General features: G+C 50.3%; 16 protein-coding genes, 1 tRNA gene and 2 pseudogenes. 5 read left to right on the forward strand and 14 right to left on the reverse strand.

Annotation, left to right across the window (positions count from 1 at the left end; translation table 11 throughout):
- The 5 genes from CX650_RS01780 to CX650_RS01800 all read right to left on the reverse strand — a co-directional run bounded on the left by CX650_RS01780 (nucleotide 1) and on the right by CX650_RS01800 (nucleotide 4,421).
- On the reverse strand, nucleotides 1-1,350 hold the full coding sequence (locus tag CX650_RS01780) for an ATP-binding protein (RefSeq protein ID WP_101094864.1): 1,350 nt from the start codon (nucleotides 1,348-1,350) through the stop codon (nucleotides 1-3).
- Nucleotides 1,341-2,015 carry a response regulator gene (locus tag CX650_RS01785; RefSeq protein WP_101056831.1) on the reverse strand — a complete coding sequence of 225 codons (675 nt, stop codon included), beginning with the start codon at nucleotides 2,013-2,015 and terminating at the stop codon, nucleotides 1,341-1,343. Before CX650_RS01785 ends, CX650_RS01780 begins: the two co-directional genes overlap by 10 nt.
- A gap of 235 nt (nucleotides 2,016-2,250) precedes the next feature.
- Entirely contained in the window at nucleotides 2,251-2,586 is a 336-nt protein-coding gene (locus CX650_RS01790; protein ID WP_101094866.1) for a hypothetical protein, read from the reverse strand.
- Between the two features lie 151 nt (nucleotides 2,587-2,737).
- Nucleotides 2,738-3,490: a LysE family translocator gene (locus tag CX650_RS01795; protein ID WP_101094867.1), complete on the reverse strand. Its 753-nt coding sequence runs from the start codon at nucleotides 3,488-3,490 to the stop codon at nucleotides 2,738-2,740.
- Between the two features lie 106 nt (nucleotides 3,491-3,596).
- The gene (locus CX650_RS01800; protein ID WP_101094869.1) at nucleotides 3,597-4,421 is read right to left on the reverse strand and encodes an AraC family transcriptional regulator; all 825 of its coding nucleotides are present in this window, start codon (nucleotides 4,419-4,421) and stop codon (nucleotides 3,597-3,599) included.
- Between the two features lie 124 nt (nucleotides 4,422-4,545).
- Here CX650_RS01800 and nadE point away from each other — a divergent pair, with 124 nt between their 5' ends.
- Complete coding sequence (nadE, locus tag CX650_RS01805; protein ID WP_039034002.1) at nucleotides 4,546-5,376, forward strand: ammonia-dependent NAD(+) synthetase; 831 nt, start codon at nucleotides 4,546-4,548, stop codon at nucleotides 5,374-5,376.
- 45 nt (nucleotides 5,377-5,421) lie between these two features.
- Here the strand turns inward: nadE and CX650_RS01810 are convergent, their stop codons facing one another.
- A complete protein-coding gene (locus CX650_RS01810) occupies nucleotides 5,422-5,898 on the reverse strand; it encodes a DUF6942 family protein (RefSeq protein ID WP_101094871.1) in 477 nt (158 codons plus the stop codon).
- A 90-nt stretch (nucleotides 5,899-5,988) separates the two neighbouring features.
- On the opposite strand from CX650_RS01810, the gene CX650_RS01815 reads away from it, so the two are divergent.
- Nucleotides 5,989-7,449, forward strand: coding sequence for an alpha/beta hydrolase (locus CX650_RS01815; protein ID WP_101094872.1), 1,461 nt, complete (start codon nucleotides 5,989-5,991; stop codon nucleotides 7,447-7,449).
- Here the strand turns inward: CX650_RS01815 and CX650_RS01820 are convergent.
- Together CX650_RS01820 and yejK are read right to left on the reverse strand one after the other, a co-directional pair.
- Entirely contained in the window at nucleotides 7,415-9,583 is a 2,169-nt protein-coding gene (locus CX650_RS01820; RefSeq protein ID WP_101094874.1) for a diguanylate cyclase, read from the reverse strand. The genes CX650_RS01815 and CX650_RS01820 overlap by 35 nt on opposite strands.
- Nucleotides 9,584-9,869: 286 nt before the next feature.
- Complete coding sequence (yejK, locus tag CX650_RS01825) at nucleotides 9,870-10,898, reverse strand: nucleoid-associated protein YejK (protein ID WP_039034005.1); 1,029 nt, start codon at nucleotides 10,896-10,898, stop codon at nucleotides 9,870-9,872.
- Nucleotides 10,899-10,977: 79 nt separating this feature from the next.
- Here yejK and CX650_RS01830 point away from each other — a divergent pair, with 79 nt between their 5' ends.
- From CX650_RS01830 to CX650_RS01840, 3 genes are all read left to right on the forward strand, one after another.
- Nucleotides 10,978-11,190, forward strand: a complete 213-nt coding sequence (locus CX650_RS01830; protein WP_025011457.1) for a YejL family protein — start codon at nucleotides 10,978-10,980, stop codon at nucleotides 11,188-11,190.
- A gap of 102 nt (nucleotides 11,191-11,292) precedes the next feature.
- Nucleotides 11,293-13,074 (forward strand): DUF3413 domain-containing protein, encoded by a 1,782-nt coding sequence (locus tag CX650_RS01835; protein WP_101094875.1) that lies wholly within the window; start codon nucleotides 11,293-11,295, stop codon nucleotides 13,072-13,074.
- A gap of 158 nt (nucleotides 13,075-13,232) precedes the next feature.
- Nucleotides 13,233-13,309: transfer RNA gene (locus CX650_RS01840), tRNA-Pro, on the forward strand.
- 152 nt (nucleotides 13,310-13,461) lie between these two features.
- On the opposite strand, the pseudogene CX650_RS01845 reads toward CX650_RS01840, so the two are convergent.
- The 6 genes and pseudogenes from CX650_RS01845 to CX650_RS01870 form a co-directional block, all read right to left on the reverse strand.
- Nucleotides 13,462-13,601: pseudogene (locus CX650_RS01845) on the reverse strand (IS5/IS1182 family transposase); the annotation flags it as partial.
- 299 nt (nucleotides 13,602-13,900) lie between these two features.
- Nucleotides 13,901-14,464 (reverse strand): hypothetical protein, encoded by a 564-nt coding sequence (locus tag CX650_RS01850; RefSeq protein ID WP_101094877.1) that lies wholly within the window; start codon nucleotides 14,462-14,464, stop codon nucleotides 13,901-13,903.
- Nucleotides 14,465-14,630: 166 nt separating this feature from the next.
- Nucleotides 14,631-15,023, reverse strand: a pseudogene (locus tag CX650_RS01855) (IS3 family transposase); the annotation flags it as partial.
- Nucleotides 15,024-15,071: 48 nt separating this feature from the next.
- Complete coding sequence (locus CX650_RS01860) at nucleotides 15,072-15,725, reverse strand: helix-turn-helix transcriptional regulator (protein ID WP_039036134.1); 654 nt, start codon at nucleotides 15,723-15,725, stop codon at nucleotides 15,072-15,074.
- Between the two features lie 44 nt (nucleotides 15,726-15,769).
- The gene (locus tag CX650_RS01865; protein WP_101094878.1) at nucleotides 15,770-17,044 is read right to left on the reverse strand and encodes an L-cysteine desulfidase family protein; all 1,275 of its coding nucleotides are present in this window, start codon (nucleotides 17,042-17,044) and stop codon (nucleotides 15,770-15,772) included.
- Nucleotides 17,041-17,376 (reverse strand): hypothetical protein, encoded by a 336-nt coding sequence (locus tag CX650_RS01870; protein ID WP_101094880.1) that lies wholly within the window; start codon nucleotides 17,374-17,376, stop codon nucleotides 17,041-17,043. The genes CX650_RS01865 and CX650_RS01870 overlap by 4 nt, the downstream gene beginning before the upstream one ends.
- Between the last annotated feature and the right edge of the window lie 8 nt (nucleotides 17,377-17,384).

A 17,384-nucleotide genomic window follows, 5' to 3' on the forward strand; every position in this document is an offset into this window, starting at 1 on the left:
TTATTGCATGGGAATCTGAATACGGAAGCAGGCGCCTTCCAGTGCTGAATCCTCAATGCTGAGGGTGCCGCCGTAACTGCTGACGATTTCATTACACACTGCAAGGCCAATTCCCTGTCCCGGTGACTGGGTATCGGCGCGCACACCGCGCTGGATGATCTTCTGTTTAAGGCTCTCATCAACACCAGGGCCGTCATCTTCCACCTGTATCTGTAGTATGTTGCCTTGATAACCGGCACTGACCCGAACGGTTGAAATACATAGGCGGAACGCATTTTCCATCAGGTTGCCGAACAGCTCCATTAAGTCGCCTTGATTACCGGGAAACTGCAGTTCGTCCTCTATTTTGGCGCTGAACTTCACCTGTTTGTCTCGGTATACCTTGAACAACATCTGTGCCAATTGCTCCACCAGAGGGGCAATCGGAGTCTGTTCCTGCTTGAGGCCCTTGCGTCCCAGCATGGCTCGCTTGAGTTGATATTTCACCAGCTGATCCATCTGGCTCACCTGTTCCATGATTTTTTCGCTGCTGGCCTGTTTATCCAGGCTGGCATCATCCGTGATGGCATGTACAGCGGCGAGACGGGTCTTGAGACTGTGGGCCAAGTCATTCATGGCATTTTGATAGCGCTGTTGCTGAGCACTGGATTGCTGCAGCAGTTGGTTGAGTGCCTGGGTGACGCCTTCCAGCTCCACCGGATAACCGCCGGAGAGTGACTTGGACTTGCCGTTGATGATGGATCTCAACTCATTTCGCATCTGTACCAGTGGCCGCATGCCCCAATAAGCGGCGCTGATCAGCAGTACCAGTGCCAGTGCCAACACCAGCGCCAGACGAATATAGGTGCGTTTGGCAAATTGGCTGTATTCCTGTTCCAGCTTGGCCGCATCCTTGAGCACCAACAGGTTGTAGTGAATACCGGCGATATCGACCGACAGTAGATAGGCAAAATAGGCACGATTGTCGGCCATGTTCAGGTAGTAGGGGGGCGCTTCGTTGCGGATTTCATTGAAACGTTCACAGGTATCAAACAGACCTCTGTCCACTGCCAGCGAAGAGGTCCATACCTGTTTGAACTTCTCGTCACAGGAGGCGATAACATAGCGCTCCTGTTTGTTGTTCTCCTCAAGCCAGGAGCTGGTATCCGGGATCAGGTCATGCTCCCTGAGCTCGGCAGCCACCTGAGGGATTTCGGCGATTAGCTGCGCCGTCTCTTCGTTGTAGCTGTTTTGCGCATGCAATATGTTGACCATCCAGGCCAAGCCAAAACCGACCACGGCTATGATAGACAACGAAGTGAGAAACATCCGCGTCAGCAGGCGTTTCTTGGGTTTTATTCTCAATTGCATGGCAGGTTGAATTTGTACCCCTGGCCTCTGATAGTCACTATTGGATTTTCGATGCCGTCACGGGTCAACTTCTTGCGCAGTCGGCTCACCATCACCTCAATGGTGTTGGGATCGCCTTCTTTGTCGCCATAAATAACGTCCAGTAAACGTTGCTTGGCGACCACTTCATGGTTGTGGCGCATCAGATATTCGAGAATTTGATATTCGAAGGCGGTGATCTCCATCGGCTCACCATTCATGGTGACCTGCTTGGCGGCGAGATCCAACGACAGGTCGCCGCTGTTGATCACCGGCTTGACGAAGCCGGCACTGCGGCGGACCAAGGCATCGAGTCGGGCCACCAGTTCCTCTTTTTGAAAGGGTTTGACCAAGTAGTCATCCGCACCGGCGTTGAGTCCTTCAACTTTGTCTTGCCAGTTGACCCGGGCGGTCAGGATCAGAATAGGGGCTTTGACGTCTTCATCCCGTAACTGTTGGATAAGTGCAATGCCGTCTTGATCCGGCAAACCCAAGTCCACAATGGCGACGTCAATAGGGTAGTTGGTTGCCTGGAAAAATCCCTCTTTGGCGGTTCCCGCCACCTGAACCTGATTCCCCAATTCTCCCAGTTGTACCTTGAGGTGGTGGGAGAGTAAGGGATCGTCTTCAACAACCAAAATTCTCATATTCTTTACGCCTTTAACTGAAATCAGAACAGTGTACGCAGTTCCCAGGAGCAGCTCAAGCCGAGGCTAAAGCAAAGGTATCAGTCATACAAGATTTAAACCTAAGACCTAACTCGCTAAAAAATAGGGCTATACACTGGCTCGAGTGTATAGCCCTATTACTTAACCTACGCTGACCTCTGATGTGGATTGTCGAGTCATTGGCCCAAGATGGAAATGTTGGCGGGTGTGACGACTAGGAGCCCCGGTTACGATTTCTGGCCAGTTTATTACCGCTCCAGGCGCTCAGCAGAGTAAACAGGGTGACCCCGCCCATAATAAATGCCAGCCTGAGCCAAGGGGCATCCATGGCCTGGCGCATGGCGACATATTCAAAGCCACTCTTGGCCCATACCAGCACGGCGCCGATCAAGAGACCGATTTGCAGAACGCGAACACCAACAGCGCTTTTCACAAACAGCAATGCCGGTGCCAGCAGGCAGATTGCGGCGGCGATGGTGTGCGAGTATCTGAGGAAATGAGCGCCCAGTAGCCAATAAGCAAGACAGAGTAAAACAACACGCCACCACATAGAGATACCTTGAATCAATTGAATTGAGGTCATTCTAGTCTGAATTTAAGGTGTATTCTATTTGCTGCTTCACAGTTTATCCCTGTAGTTAAAGGTTATAGCCCGTCTGGCTTAGGGTTTCATATGCAGCTTATTGTTTAATTTTATGGGGTTAAGCCGTTAATAGCCGCAGCAGTATGGCAACCGAGACAGTCAGGAAGATAGCGCCGCAAAGGTAATCTATATAGTGACCAAAGCGTAGCAGGCGTTGCTGCACCCGGGCGTGAGACAGCAGCATGGCCAGCATGGCAAACCAGATAACCGAGAGCAGCGGCAGTAATATAGCGGCCAACAGCTTGGTCTGATTGCTGACTTCTGGGGTGATAAGGGTGGAAAACAGCGTTAGAAAGAACACCAACGCCTTGGGGTTGAACAGGTTGGTCGATAACCCAAGCAGCAGCCCGGCAGTAGCCGACATAGTGTTATTGCGGGTGCTTTTGCCAAGGTTATTGTCTACCCTGTTGTTTAACTCCTCGGACTGCATGACTTGTGCATCATTGATTGCTTCCCGGCTGGTTGGTAATTCATTGGTTTGCGCTTCAGCGAGTGGCCTTGCCTTCAAGGCGCGTTTAAGCCAGGCCTGGGCACCAAAAGCTCCCAATCCCATCCAACCCAGATAAAGGGCGCCAAAGAGTTGCACCAGCACAAACAGGGTATGCGAGCTTTGAATGGCCAGGCTGACACCCGTGAGGCTCAGGACAGTGTGCACCAATATCGCCAGAGAGATGCCGACAGCGGCCGCCAGTGCGGTGTTGCGCTGCTCGCGGCTGGCGATTTTCAGGATCAATGCAAAGTCGGGTCCCGGGCTCGCCAATGCCAGTAGGTGAATGGTGCCCAGGGTCAGCAAAAGATGCAGATCTGTCATAGTCAACTCTATTCTGTAGTGCCTCACTAAGCCGAGGCTGAAAGTGTTTGGGTATATTTGGGTATAGGAGTAAAAAATGCTCAGCCATCAGAGAGGCGTATGGCGTTCACAGCATGCGCCGCTGAAATGCCTGCGGAGAAAGCAGGAAGGCACGTTTGAAGGCCTTGTTCAGATGGCTCTGATCGAAGAAGCCGACTTGCTGCGCCACCGAAATCACACTATCTCCCTTGAGCAGAGCTTTCTTGGCATATTCCAGGCGGATCCGCTTTAGGTAGGCATGTGGCGTCATGCCGGTTCTCTGTCGAAACTGCCTAAGCAGTTGGTATTGGCTGAGATCCAGCTCCTTGGCAAGCTGCGGCAACCGAAATGGCGCAGCGGGATCGGCATGAAAGGCTTCTCTTAACCTATCGAGTTGACTCTGACTCAAGGCGTGAGGCTGTCTCTCGGTATTGAGCTGGCGACCGTGCTGGCGCAGCAGCTTTTCCAAAAAGGCGATAACCGCGGTTTCGGAAACCAGGAGATCATTGGCGGCTATGGGTTGGGTCAGTAAATGGTGCAGCTGGCAAAATTCCCGATACAGCGCCGGATGATACAACAAAGGCGCGGCAAAACTGAAATATCCCAGGCCGAGATCCCGCGCCAGTTGCTGCAGCCAGTCATGGGGCAGGGACATTACCAGAGCACAATAGCCTTGCTGTTCGCTGCTCTGGCCATCATGGCTGCTGTCGGGATCCAGGGTCGATAACCAATGGGGTCTCAGGTGCCAGGTTTGGCCACGATAATGAAAGTCCTGGCCGCCGTGACTGACTACGCCGATATGAAAGTCCAGATGAACATGGGGCTCGAAGTGAAAATGTTGAAAACTGGCCCGACTGATCTCCAGTTCGGGATGGGATGGGGCGCGCCAGTAATGGATTTTCTCCTCGTGCATCTTGCTATCCTGGGTAAGAATTTATGTTATCTTAGCGGTCGGTTATCCAGGCCGCCTAGTAAATTATTGCACGGCCGGTATCAAAGTCAGACCTATAAACACCGATAACAGATTGGAGCCCACAGTGAAAGGACAGATCTTAAGAGAAATGAAAGTACTGAGTGCTATTGAACCTGAATATGAGGTGGAAAGACGGGTAGCATTTCTTAAGGCCAAACTGCAGGAGGCTCGCAGCCAGACGCTGGTACTGGGGATCAGTGGCGGGGTCGATTCTTCTCTGGCCGGGCGCTTATGTCAGTTGGCGGTAGATTCGCTCAATCAAGGCAAAGCCGAGGCTGAATACCGTTTTGTGGCCATGCGTCTACCTTATCTTGAGCAGCGTGATGAACATGAGGCGCAGCAGGCGTTGGCATTTATCCGCCCCAGCAAACTGGTGACTGTGAATATTCATGAGGGGGTGAGCGGCATTCATCAGCATGTACTCAGTGGCTTTGATCGCGCCGAGCTGGCGCTACCGGATGCCAAAAAGGTTGATTTTGTGAAGGGTAATGTCAAGGCCAGAATGCGGATGGCGGCCCAATACGAAGTGGCGGGGCTGCTGGGTGGCCTGGTGGTTGGAACAGATCACAGCGCCGAAAATGTTACCGGTTTCTATACCAAGTGGGGCGATGGAGCCTGCGATTTGGCGCCGCTTTTTGGCTTGAATAAGCGTCAGGTACGGCAATTGGCCGCCTTTCTCGGCGCCTCGGAAACCTTGGTATACAAAGCGCCAACGGCGGATCTTGAGTGTGACAACCCGGGTCTTGAAGACGAGGCTGCCCTGGGGTTGAGTTACGATCAGATAGACGACTTCCTTGAGGGGAAGCCGGTTTCTGCCGAGGTGGAAAGCAGGATTATAGCCATCTACAAGGCGACGCAGCATAAGCGCAGGCCTATCCCGACCATTTACGATTAACTGCTCAACTTGAATCGTAAAACGCCGCGTTGATCGCGGCGTTTTTTATGGCTGGCGTAGCGCCTGACGCAGCAGCAGAATACTGGCGTTGGGAAACTGGCGGTAATCCAGATAGGGGACTTTCCAGCGCCACTGATCCAGCCTTTGTATTCCGGGCGCACCGTTAAGACTCTGCCCGGCATCGCCGGCGATATTGAGTTGGCTGGCGGCTTGATTGCCGGCGATAAGTGCTATGCCGCTATCGGTTACCAACTCTGTCGCGCCTATCTCCAGTGCGACTTGGCAAAAGAGCCTCTGCTGCAGAAAACTACGCCAGTCGTCATCCGGGGCAAATATCTTGGCGCAGATCACCAGGATTTTGCGCCAGTGGTTGGAGTTGGCGGCTATCAAGGCCGCGGCGGCATCGTTCTGCTGCCAGTGCCAGTCAAGCGGCAGTGTTGGCGGGTTGGGTAAGTAAACCCGCGCTTTGGCCAGGTCGTTACCAATACGCGAAGGAAATGAAGGCGTTGAGTGTGCGTGCACGTTTGCTCTCTGTTAGACTTTTATGCCAATAGATCTCAGTGAAATGCCGTTTCAGCGCCGCCACTTTGGGGCAGTTCGAGGTAAAGGTCAATGAAAACTCTGCTTATCAGCTCGGGGAAACAGCTTACTATTGCGCTTTTTTATGCTTGTTTCGGTATAGGGCTGGCGCTGACTGTGACCGGGATCTGGTTACTCAATGATCGTGTTGATTTGAGTCCCTGGCATACTCACTTTCTGAGTCATGAGTTTGATCGTCACAAGGGCGTCGAAGACTTTAACGATTATCTCAAGTTGGAGCAGCAACTGTTTGCCGAGCTTGATCAGGAGCTTGGTAAACTTTCCGGTGGCATAAACTCACCGATAAATCGCTATCACAGCGGCAGCATAGCAGATCCCAAGCGCTGGGCTTTTCCCTGGAATCAAAGTTTCGAGTGGGCCAATGCCGATGCGCAGTTCGGGCTCTTGCTGCTCCATGGTATGTCAGATTCACCCTACGCCATGCATCAGTTTGCCCAGCAGTTTAAGGGGCGCGCTCATGTGTTGGCGCTGAGGTTACCGGGACACGGCACTCTGCCATCCGGCCTGGTGCGCTTGGAATGGCAGGATCTGGCCGCGGCCGTTAAGCTGGCCAGTCGCCATATGAGCCAGGTGCTCAATGGCAAACCTCTCTATGTGATAGGTTATTCCACCGGCGCCAGTCTGGCGCTCAACCATGAGTTGGAAAACCTTCATAAAGGCAGGCCTACTGATTATGAAAAGGTGGTCATGCTGTCGCCGGCCATAGGTTTGGCTCCTATGGCGGTCGGCGCGCAGTGGCAGTCGCAGCTGGGTTATATTTTGGGGCTGGAGAAACTCAGCTGGAATACTATTTCACCCGAATATGATCCCTTTAAATACAGCTCTTTCGCCGTAAATGCCGGTGATGTGGTTTATCGTCTGGCGCAGCACAATAGCCAGCGTTTACTGGCTTTACCTGAAGAGAAAAAACGCCAGTTGCCGCCGATTTTGGCGTTCCAGTCGCTGGTGGATGATTCGGTATCGACGAGAGCTGTGCTGGAGAACCTGTTCCTGCAACTGCCCAAGGGAGCCAATGAACTGGTGATCTATGATATCAACCGTAATCAGGTGAACCTCAGTATGACACCTGTGGATCCTCTGGCGGAGATCAGCGGCATACTGGCGCGAACCAATCTGACTTTCCGGGGAACATTGATTGAGAATCAGGTGGGCTTCAGTCATCTGGTGCAGGCTCGGGAGTTTGGTACTCATTCCGGAGTGGAAAAACTCAACTTTAAATGGCCCGTGTCAGTTTATTCTTTGTCTCATGTAGCCTTGCCGTTTTCTGCCAATGACAGTCTATATGGTAATCAAATGGCCACAAGCATGGACCGCATTCAAATTGGCGCCGCCGCATCCCGTGGCGAGCGCGGTGTCATCAGCATTCCCGCCGCCGATATGCTGCGCCAGCGCTGGAACCCTTTCTTTGATTATCAGATGCAGCGGATTGAAACCTTTTTCAATCAAGATCCTGAGCCGACAAAGTACAGATGACCCGGTTACGGCCCTCGCTTTTGGCTTGGTATAGGTTAGCATCGGCTTTTTTTAACCAAACCTCCAGAGACGGACTGTAGGAGGCATTGGCAATCAGGGCACCGATACTCGCAGTGACGCTGATCCGGCGTTGATCTTCGGGGTTGATGATTTCAAGATCGGTAATGGCCTGACGTATTTCATTCAGATACGGCTCTATCTTGAAAGGGTTGCACATGGGTAGCAGTAGCAATAGTTCTTCACCGCCGTAGCGGCTGATAAGATCCGAGTCGCGCTTGAACTTTGTTTTAAGCAAATCGGCGACTCGTTTCAAGGTTTCATCACCGCCCAAATGACCAAATTCATCATTGATCCGCTTGAAGAAGTCCAGATCCATCAACACCACGGCCATGGCTTCGTTATTGCGTTGGCATAGACCCTGTAAAGTGGCGAAACTCGCTTCGGCGTGGCGCCTGTTGGCAAGCCCTGTGAGCGGATCGGTTTGAGCTAACTGTTTGAGTTTGCGGTTGGATTGCTCCAGCTCCAGAGTTCGAATAATGACTTTTTCTTCCAGATCCAGCTGGTGGGCCATCAGTTGGCGTTGGTTCTCCTTGAGTTCAGTGTAGAGGTGAGTTACTTCCACAGGCACGTTTTGGTCATTGAGTAACTTATCTTCAGTAAGGCGCTTGCCCTTGTTGAGTTGCTCTGAAATCAACTCCAGCGGTTTGGTCAGGCGTTGCCCAACCACTCTGGCGACCAATAGCGACAGTAACAGGAACAGCAACAACAATGCGAAGGTGAAAATAAACTGGCGCTCCACTTCGTGCAGCAGTGGGGCGTAGGGGTCGAGCACAAAAATTTGCCAGTTGTTTTGCAGGCGATACTGGCTGTAAACATATTCCGGACTGTCGTTATCCAATGCTTTTAGGTTAAGCATGGGCAATAAAGAGCGATAATGTTTACCACTCTGGCGGTAGTTGAGTTGCTCGAGTTTGGGTAAGGCCAACGCCTTGGAGGCGTAAATAAGACGCATATTTTCATCGACAATGAACATCGACTGATTGGTCTGTTCCAGAAAGTCATTATCCAATTCGCTGAAACGATTGAGATTTAGCGAACCTTCTACTATACCGATAACTTGTGGGCCTGTGGCCAGGTACAGTGGGCTGCTGATGGCGACTATGGCATCTGAGCCAAAGCCCCGGCCGAGAAATACGGCGGAAGTGAACAGCCGCTCATTGAAAAATGCCTGCTGAAAATAGTCTCTGTCATTGATCTTCTTATCGCCCCCCTTAAGCTCCTTTAGCCCACTGACAGGGCTTGCTTGCACTATGCTGCCTTCAGAGTTGGCAATCAGCATGGTTAAAAAGCCGGGGTTGAGTTTGTGCAGCCGTGACAGCATCCGCTGCAACTCATCCGGGCTGGGAGAACTATGTTTAATAAGTTCGGCGGCGGTAGCAATGACCGACTGATGCCGCTCGAGATAATGCTCTACCACCAGGCCGATATTTTTGGCGGTTTCATGTAAGTGTTTACCCAGGATCTGTTGCTGCTTGTTGACCCAGTAATAATTAAATACCAGGGTAGAGAGTATCAGGCTCAAGTTTAGCAGCAGCAAAAAACTGTAAAAGAGCTGCTCGCCAAAGCCGCTGCGCTTGGCTGGTAGCTGACGGCCGGTCAGGCGTTTGAGCGCAGGGGTTACCAACACAATCAAGCAGCCCAGGGTGATATAGACCATGGCATTGACCGACTGCTTGATGACGACGAAGGGAATGTATTCAGAAGGTAAATCGCTGAAAAGGTGTAGATAACCATAAATAAGTGGCATGCCCAGCAACAGCCAGAAGCAGACACCGGCGTAAAATACCGGCCAGCGTTTTTTTCTGGCAAATCCCAGGGCCAATGCCTCGAGACAGAAGAGTAGATAAACGTGCGGACTGTCCCATTGCAACATCAAGGAAGTTACACTGATGGTGGCGGCGAGCAAGGCATACCAAGGCCCCAGTAAAATGGCGATTAGTACATAGAAGGTATTACCCAATACCAGCTGCACATTGGCAAACAAGGGGATGGGGAAGCTGTTACAGGCAAAGCCTATCAGGCCAGCCATCAGACTGAGCAACAGCGGTTGTCGATACCAGGGTAAGTGGGTCAAATCAGTTCCAACTCCTGTCTGGAGTTAACAAATGGTTAATGACAAATGCTAGAGCTAAATGGTTTATTTAACAATATTTTTTGAATATTTGTCTTCAGCGCTACCCAATACCTGTTTCGAATCGGTACTCGCCAAGCTTAGTTGTGGTGGTGGTTTTGCATAAAAAGGGATGGTCGGGTGGCTAAAAAGGGCAAGCCGATAAAGATGAATAGTTGAAGATAGCGGCCGGAAAAAGCATCAAGGCGCCTTTGGTATCAATGAAAGCGCCTTGATGTGTTTGACAGCCTTATTCGCCCTTGAGCCGTCGGTCCAGTTGATCTTTCAGATTGGCGGGCACGCCTTTGATCAAAATGGTATCCGATACAGGATCGTAAATGACCCGCTCACCCAGATGTGAGCTGTCAAAGCTCAGGGTCAGGCCGCCGCCGGTGCCGGAGAATTTCTTCAACTGCCTCAAGGTGGATTTATCAGCCGGAAACTCTTCTTCCAAACCGTAATCACCGCCAACGGCAAAGTCATAGAAGGAATCCATGCCGGATTCAGCCAGTTCATCGGCCAAGTCCTTAAGCATGACTTCACTGCCGCTGTCGACCTGGGAAGTACAGTATTCAAACACCCGGTCGCGGCAGGTTTGACGCTCTTCTTTGGTTAGTTCACCGCCACCGACAAAGTCTTCCACCGCCTGCATCAGGGTCTTGCTCTGCTGCTTGGGATTAACCCCTTCGACGCAGCCCATAAAGTCGAGGAAGAAGTCAGCCACCTTGCGTCCGGCTCTGCCGCGGATAAAGGAGATATATTTGCGCGACTCACTGTCGGCTTGCCACTCGGTGAGATCGATTCGCGCCGCCAACTGGATATTATTCAGATCCAGATGGTCGTTTTGTGATAACTCCATATCATCCAGCACAGTCATTGATGACTTGGCGTTCAGCAGTGCTACAAACAGGTAGTCGCTGGCCATAAAGGTGTAGCAGGCCAGTAACAAAAAGCCACCCTGGCTGAAGTCATACTTGGAGAGTTCTTCCTGCAGCAGTTTGCCAGCAGTGGCTGAGAACTCTACAAAGCCTTGCTGCCCATCGCGATAAGACTTGAGTGCTTCCTTGAAGGCGGGGTTGGCCTCGCCATCATCCCCGGGGACGCCAAAATAGCCAAAGCCTTTTCCCGCTTTACTGGAATAGCTCTGATGCAGCTCATCAAGCATGGTCTCAACGGCCTGGCTGTTCAGCAGTGGTTGAGGGCGCAGACGGCAGCTGAGCTGGCCTTCGCCATTTTGGGTGATTGCGTGAATAATCGCTTGTTCGACGTGAATACTCATAAGCCCCGATAGTGATACTCTGTTGTAAATCCGCTATTATATGCCGCTAATCCTTATCTGAGTGAATCATTTTTTATTTATGGCTATCCAATCAAAATATACCAATGCGCAAGTTGAATCCCTGATCGCCGAATTATTGGCCGTGCTGGAAAAACACCAGGCTCCGACCGATCTTGGCCTGATGGCATTGGGAAATGCGGCTTCGCATCTGTTGTCGACCAAGGTGCCCAAGGAAGCCCGTCAGCAGGTGGCGGAGCAATTTGCCAAGGCATTGACACAATCCTTGCGTTGACTTGTAACAACTGAAATGCGCTAAATAGTGGCGTTGTAAGTCAAAAAGCACATAATAGCAAACAATGTAAGATACACAGGCAACTTACAAAAGCGGATCCATATGGTCGAGCGAACAAAGCAGTTGGGCAAGGACAGGGTTTCACGCCTTATCAATTGGGGGCACTGGTTTGCCTTCTTCAATGGCTTTTTGGCCATGATAGTCGGCAGTCGATATCTGGAAAGTGTCGGCTACCCTGAAACCTGGATTGGTTGGGGCTACCTTGGCGTCAGTACCATAGGCCATTTAAGCTTCCTGGCGTTTATTGTCTATCTGGTGTTGCTGTTTCCCGTTACTCTGCTGTTGCCTTACTCGCGTATCCTTCGGGGATACGCGGCTGTGGTGGCCACCCTAGGTCTGTGTATCATGCTGTATGACACCATAGTCTATGACGACTATGGCATGCATTTGAGTCCCTTCGCTGTCGATTTGGCCTGGGCCGACCTCAATAGTTTACTGCATGGCACGTCTTATATCGTCACTCCCCTTGGGATCTTGGCACTGGAGTTGACCGCCGCCAACTTTATCTGGAAGCGGATTGAGAAAATTCAAAAGCGCAATTATGGCAACAAGGTGGTGGCCTTTATTGGGGTTTGTTTTGTCAGCAGCCATCTTATTCATATTTGGGCTGATGCTGCTGATGTCACTGAAATTACCCGTTTTGATGATGCCTACCCGCTATCTTATCCGGCGACGGCGCGCACCTTTATGGAAAATCACGGTATCGACGGCTCCAGCAGCTTGCAGGTGGATACCGAAACCAGCTTTAAATACCCAAGAACGCCGCTGACCTGCAGCGCAGAAGAACATCCCAATGTACTGTTTATTGCCATCGACAGCCTTAGGGCTGATATGACCGACGAGCAGACCATGCCGTTTTTCAGCCGCTACGGCAAACAAAACCATGCGTTTATGAATCACCTCAGCGGTGGCAATACCTACCGCAGTGGCATGTTTTCCCTGCTTTATGGTCTGCAGGGCAGCTATACGGATGCGGTGGAACTCAATTACACCAGTCCCTTGCTGAGTCAGAGCCTCAAGCAGCAGGGCTACAATCTTGGTCTGTTTATCAGCAGAAGTAATTATGCCGAGGCTCGTCCCCAGGCGATATTCCGCGATTTTGACGCTCATATTGCCGAAGACGATGGCGGCAGTGCCATGGCTGATATCCAGAATATCGATAGTTTCCAGCAGTGGCGAGCCCAGCAACAAGCGCCCTGGTTTGCGCTGCTTAATCTCAAATCGCCGGAAGATTATGACACGCCGGTAGGTTTCCTCGGGGTGCAGACGGTTAAACCCGACAGCGCTCTCAAACCGGCGCAGAAGGTGCTGTTCAATCAATATCGGCAATCGCTGAACTTTATTGACAAACAGCTGGAGCAACTCTTGTCTGCTATGCCGGAAAACACCCTGGTGATCATTACCGGCGTCAATGGCAAGGTGTTCACCAGTAACGCCGATGAGGCCAGACGGGATTTGTCACCGGCCAATGTCAGCGTGCCTTTGGTGATCCATTGGCCCGTCGGTGGCCACGCCCAGGCCAAGTACCGCACCAGCCACTATGGCTTGGTGCCGACCTTGATGAGCCAAGTACTGGGTTGTAGCAATCCGGCCACTGATTACAGTGCCGGCCGCCACCTGCTGCAGCCCGACAGCCTAACATGGGTCTATGTCGGTGACGCTCGGGTGTTTGCTATCTATCAGCAATCGGAGATTACTGTGATTGACCGTCACGGCCAATATCGTATCTATGACAAGGCTTATCAGAACCGCCTGGACAAGAAGATGAGTGCTCCGGAGCTCATCGAAGTGATGCGTGAAGGGCGGCGTTTGTACAACCATTAAGCGCTGCGGATTAAAGACTGTACGATAGAGAAAAAACAGGCCACAAACTAGGCAGTTAAACTAAAAATTCTCAGATGGAGCTTGCACAGCTTCGCGACTGTTGATAAAGTTCTGCCTCGTTGAGACGGCATACTGCGCCAGCCGCTCAAGACAAATATCGGTATGTAGCGCAGCCTGGTAGCGCACTGTCATGGGGTGTCAGGGGTCGGAGGTTCGAATCCTCTCATACCGACCAAATTAAATGCTTGATTACTAATGTAATTTAGCTAAGCCAAAAGCCCGTTATTTAGCACAGCTAATGCGGGCTTTTGGCTTTTTATAGCACATCTATAGCATTAGATTTAAAGCCTATGGATTTGTGAATTTACTTCGTAACAGCCTTCTGTATTGACCACGACCGCCGTGATGCTGCGGCAATGCCAAGTGTTAATCGCAGCATCGTCCAACCAGAAGGTGACTGCGCCACGGTTGACTAATGCCTGATTATATTGCTTCCAATTGGTGATATTGCACTTTAACTTGCCCATGACCTTAAACCTGTGATGCAAGATCTGATCATGAAGTGCCAAAAAGATTCCGCTGATTTAGGCAACAACGCCCATTTGGGGAGCGGCCTTGCTGTTTCTGTTGGAGTTATTTTACTCACTTTCGCATGACTGAATTGCTGACTCCCATTGCGGTTGCAGCCTCTTGTTTAAACTCAGCGCTGAACGTCGGTCTTGTGTTTTTTATGTTTGCCACCTATTTGCGAGAAGTAAGTCTATCACTTCGTTTATTTAGGTAACTAAATTCACTATGCCGCTACAGAAATCTATTCGTATCATTCTTATAATAACTGAAAGAAGTAGACTCTATCTGATACTTTTTTGAAAATATCAAATTGTGCGTGTTCTTGGAATGCTTCTATATTCATACTCTCACCAAAAACCAAACCGTTTATTCCTAACATCACAGAGTTCCCCCATTGAATGCGGACTGTATTATATTTGGTGTCGTTAAACACATCAGTAACGCCAATTTCAGCCATGTCTACAAGTATCTCATTTAGATTCTCTTGTGATAACGTTACATTTGGCTGAGTCATGGATAATACTTGGCTCCATTTTTCAATTTTATTCTCGGCAGCTTTTTGGGTATATGTCATCATAAAACCACCGTCCGGACTTTTCCCAAAAGTTTTGGTAATAGGATTAATGACAACTCCATTTAAAACAATTGTTTCTTCAGAAAGGTAAGAGATTTCTTTTATATTATATTGGTTGATTTTGATAATTAATGCCTCTGCATTAATTATCATGTCGGCTTTAGTAATTACATCTTCATTGTAGTTAGGACTACAAGCCACTAAAATAGAGAGTATTGGTAAAATGAAAGCTTTATTTAATTTCATTGTAAGTTACCTAGGTATATTAATATGGAATTATTTTGTATGTACAGTTTTTGTTCAGGTAGTAATGACCACCAAGACCATTTGGGAATTACCATAATTCACATTGTTACTTTCGCGCCACCGGGTATTCCAGGATTGATCTGATCCGGTAATAATGGACACTTAGCTAAGCACTATTTTTTAATTCAAATTTTTCTGGGCTCAAATACCCAAGAATACTATGCCGTCTGGTCCGATTGTAATCAACCTCAATATACTCAAATACCGCTTGTCTCATTTGCTCACGTGCCATGAGCGGCTCGTCTTGCAACGCGTCAACTTTTAATGCGTGGAAGAAGTTTTCCACGCAAGCGTTATCCCGGCAATTCCCTTTACGGCTCATGCTTTGTACTAACTGATGTTTCTGAAGCAAAGCACGGTTATCGTTTGCGCAGTATTGGCTTCCTCGGTGGTCGCTATGGACAATCACGTCAGTAGGGAAACCTCAGCGGAATAACGCCATCTTCAATGCGTCACAAGCATGCGCTGATGTCACTCTGCTTGCCATCGACCACCCCATTTCAGGCTGGCCGCATTAGCAGTAAAGTTCTGCTTCCCTAGACGTAGTCTAAGGGGCTTTTAACTCCCTCAGGTAGCGGTAAATGGTGTGCACCGAAATATCCAGCCGCTTGGCGGCCACCTGGGCGCTATCCTTGAGTTCAAAAATGCCGGCATCGAACAGACGGGTCACGATTTCACGGTTTTTTTTCGATGACGGGATCTGTTGACAATGGCGTACTTCCTGGTTGACCTTGTCTATGGTGCTGTGCAGCGTTTCCTCAATATTGACGGCGAATACTTCTGACGTACCGCAGTGTTCTGTGAGCGGGGATTGTTGCGGCAGCATGGAGCGCAACACAGACATCAAAGGCGCATCCATATCTGTGTTGATACATAAAAGGCCTATGGCCATCTGTTTTTCGTTGCGGATAACCGTGGTGATGGATTTCAGAGTTTTGCCATTACCGCTTTGGCTCAGATAAGTCTCGGAGATATCCTGGCCGCGCTTGAGTTTTTCCAATGCCAGATTGGTAATAGGTGCACCGACACTGCGGCCGGTAATATGGCCGTTGGCTATTTTGATGATTGAAGGGTGGTCTCGGTCCAGGCTGTGTAAAACCACTTCTGTGTGTTGCCCATACATGGTGGCGATACCGTCGACCACATTTTTGATGGCGTTGAGTATCTCCATGTCTTTGGGAGTTAACTTGTGAAGTTTCACCGCTATCCTTGTGTGAAAGCCCGGTTATTGCCGGGCACTGGAGCTTAGGCAGACATGATACTGATAATGGTATTGTCGGTCGACACCATGCCATCACAGATCATCTGCCCCAGATTCTTGATTGTTTGTTCGACATCGGCGGCGACTATGCCTTGCGTCGATACGGCATGTTGGTTGAGCGCCATCAAAAATGCCCGTACAGCCGCGCTGGACGAGGTACTGACCTTCATGGCACAGGAAGCTTTGGCGCCGTCACAGACCATGCCAGTGCTGTCGCTGATAACATTCTGAATGGCGTAACAGCTTTGTTCAAAACTGCCCCCGGCAAGATACACCATGGCCATGGCCGCGGCGGCACTGGTCACTGTGTTGCCGCAAAAAGCCGACAGTGGCGGGTAGTGGCACTTAATGTAAATGGCGCCGAGGTGGCTCATGATAAGTGCCCGGGCCAGCTGATCTTCACTGCAGCTGAACTTCTTGGCGGTGACCACTACCGGCACAGTCGCGGCTATGCCCTGATTGCCACTGCCAAAATTGCTCATGGCCGGTAGGGTAGCGCCACCCATGCGCGCATCCGAGGCGGCGGCCGTGTACATGACTATCGAATTGAGTAGATCGTCACTCAGCAAGCCGATATCGATATTTTTCTTCAGCGTTCGGCCCACTTCCAGACCATAGGCCGAATTCATGCCTTCGTCGGACAAGCGGGAGTTAAGATCGGACGCCGCCAGAATAAATCTTATTCGGTTAACATCTACCCCGGTGGCAAACTCATAGATTGCGGCAATGCTGATATCGACGCCGTTGCATACCGAAGCAGTACTGCCTTGGGCTGAGGCTTCGGCCTGATACAGCAACTGGCCATCGAACCATTTCTCGGTAATTCGGGTATGGCTGCCACTGATAACGATTTTAACCTGGTGTTTGTCGTTGGCAGCGGTTACCGCGCAATAAATAAACTCGTCTGCTTGAATACGGGATACCTTGACCATGCCGGCATCAATAAGCGCCTGGGCCTCGGCCACTTGCGCCGGGTTGATATTTGCCAGCACTTCAAGACCGGCATTGGCATCGCCGCCAAGGGCTCCTGCTGCTGCGGCAATGGCCAGGCCTATCTTGCCGGTACCGGGGACAAATACGCCCATGGCGTTTTTGTAGAGGTTATCCGAAACCTGAACTTCCAGGCTCAAAGGCTTGGTACCAAGCGTTTCAGTGGCGACAGCGGCGGCATAGGCTGCGGCAATGGGCTCGGTGCAGCCCAGCGCAGGGCGCACAACTTGATTGAGGATAGCTATATACTGTTGCCACTGTGGTTTCATGACTGGGTTCCGGCGAGTCTGAGTTGGGGATAGGCAAGGGCTTGGATTGCGATCACTGTACCAATATGGCCCATAATCCCTTGAGATAACTTGCAACTATTTTTGAATGCGTTTCGGCTTAACGATGCAATTATTTGCATACCAAGGCTGTTGTGCAAATTTATTTTGCCATTAATGAGACGGCAATTGTTGCTAGTGTGACTCACATCTTGTAATTGATGGCGTTTTTCATTTAATCCTTTGATATCAACAAAATTGCAAAAAAGAATGGCTGCCCAGTTAAAGAGGTGCAACTTTTTTTGCAAAAAATAACAAGCAGTATCCAATAACATTTAGGGTC

It is taken from the genome of Shewanella indica (assembly GCF_002836975.1).
Classification (GTDB): Bacteria; Pseudomonadota; Gammaproteobacteria; order Enterobacterales; family Shewanellaceae; genus Shewanella; species Shewanella indica.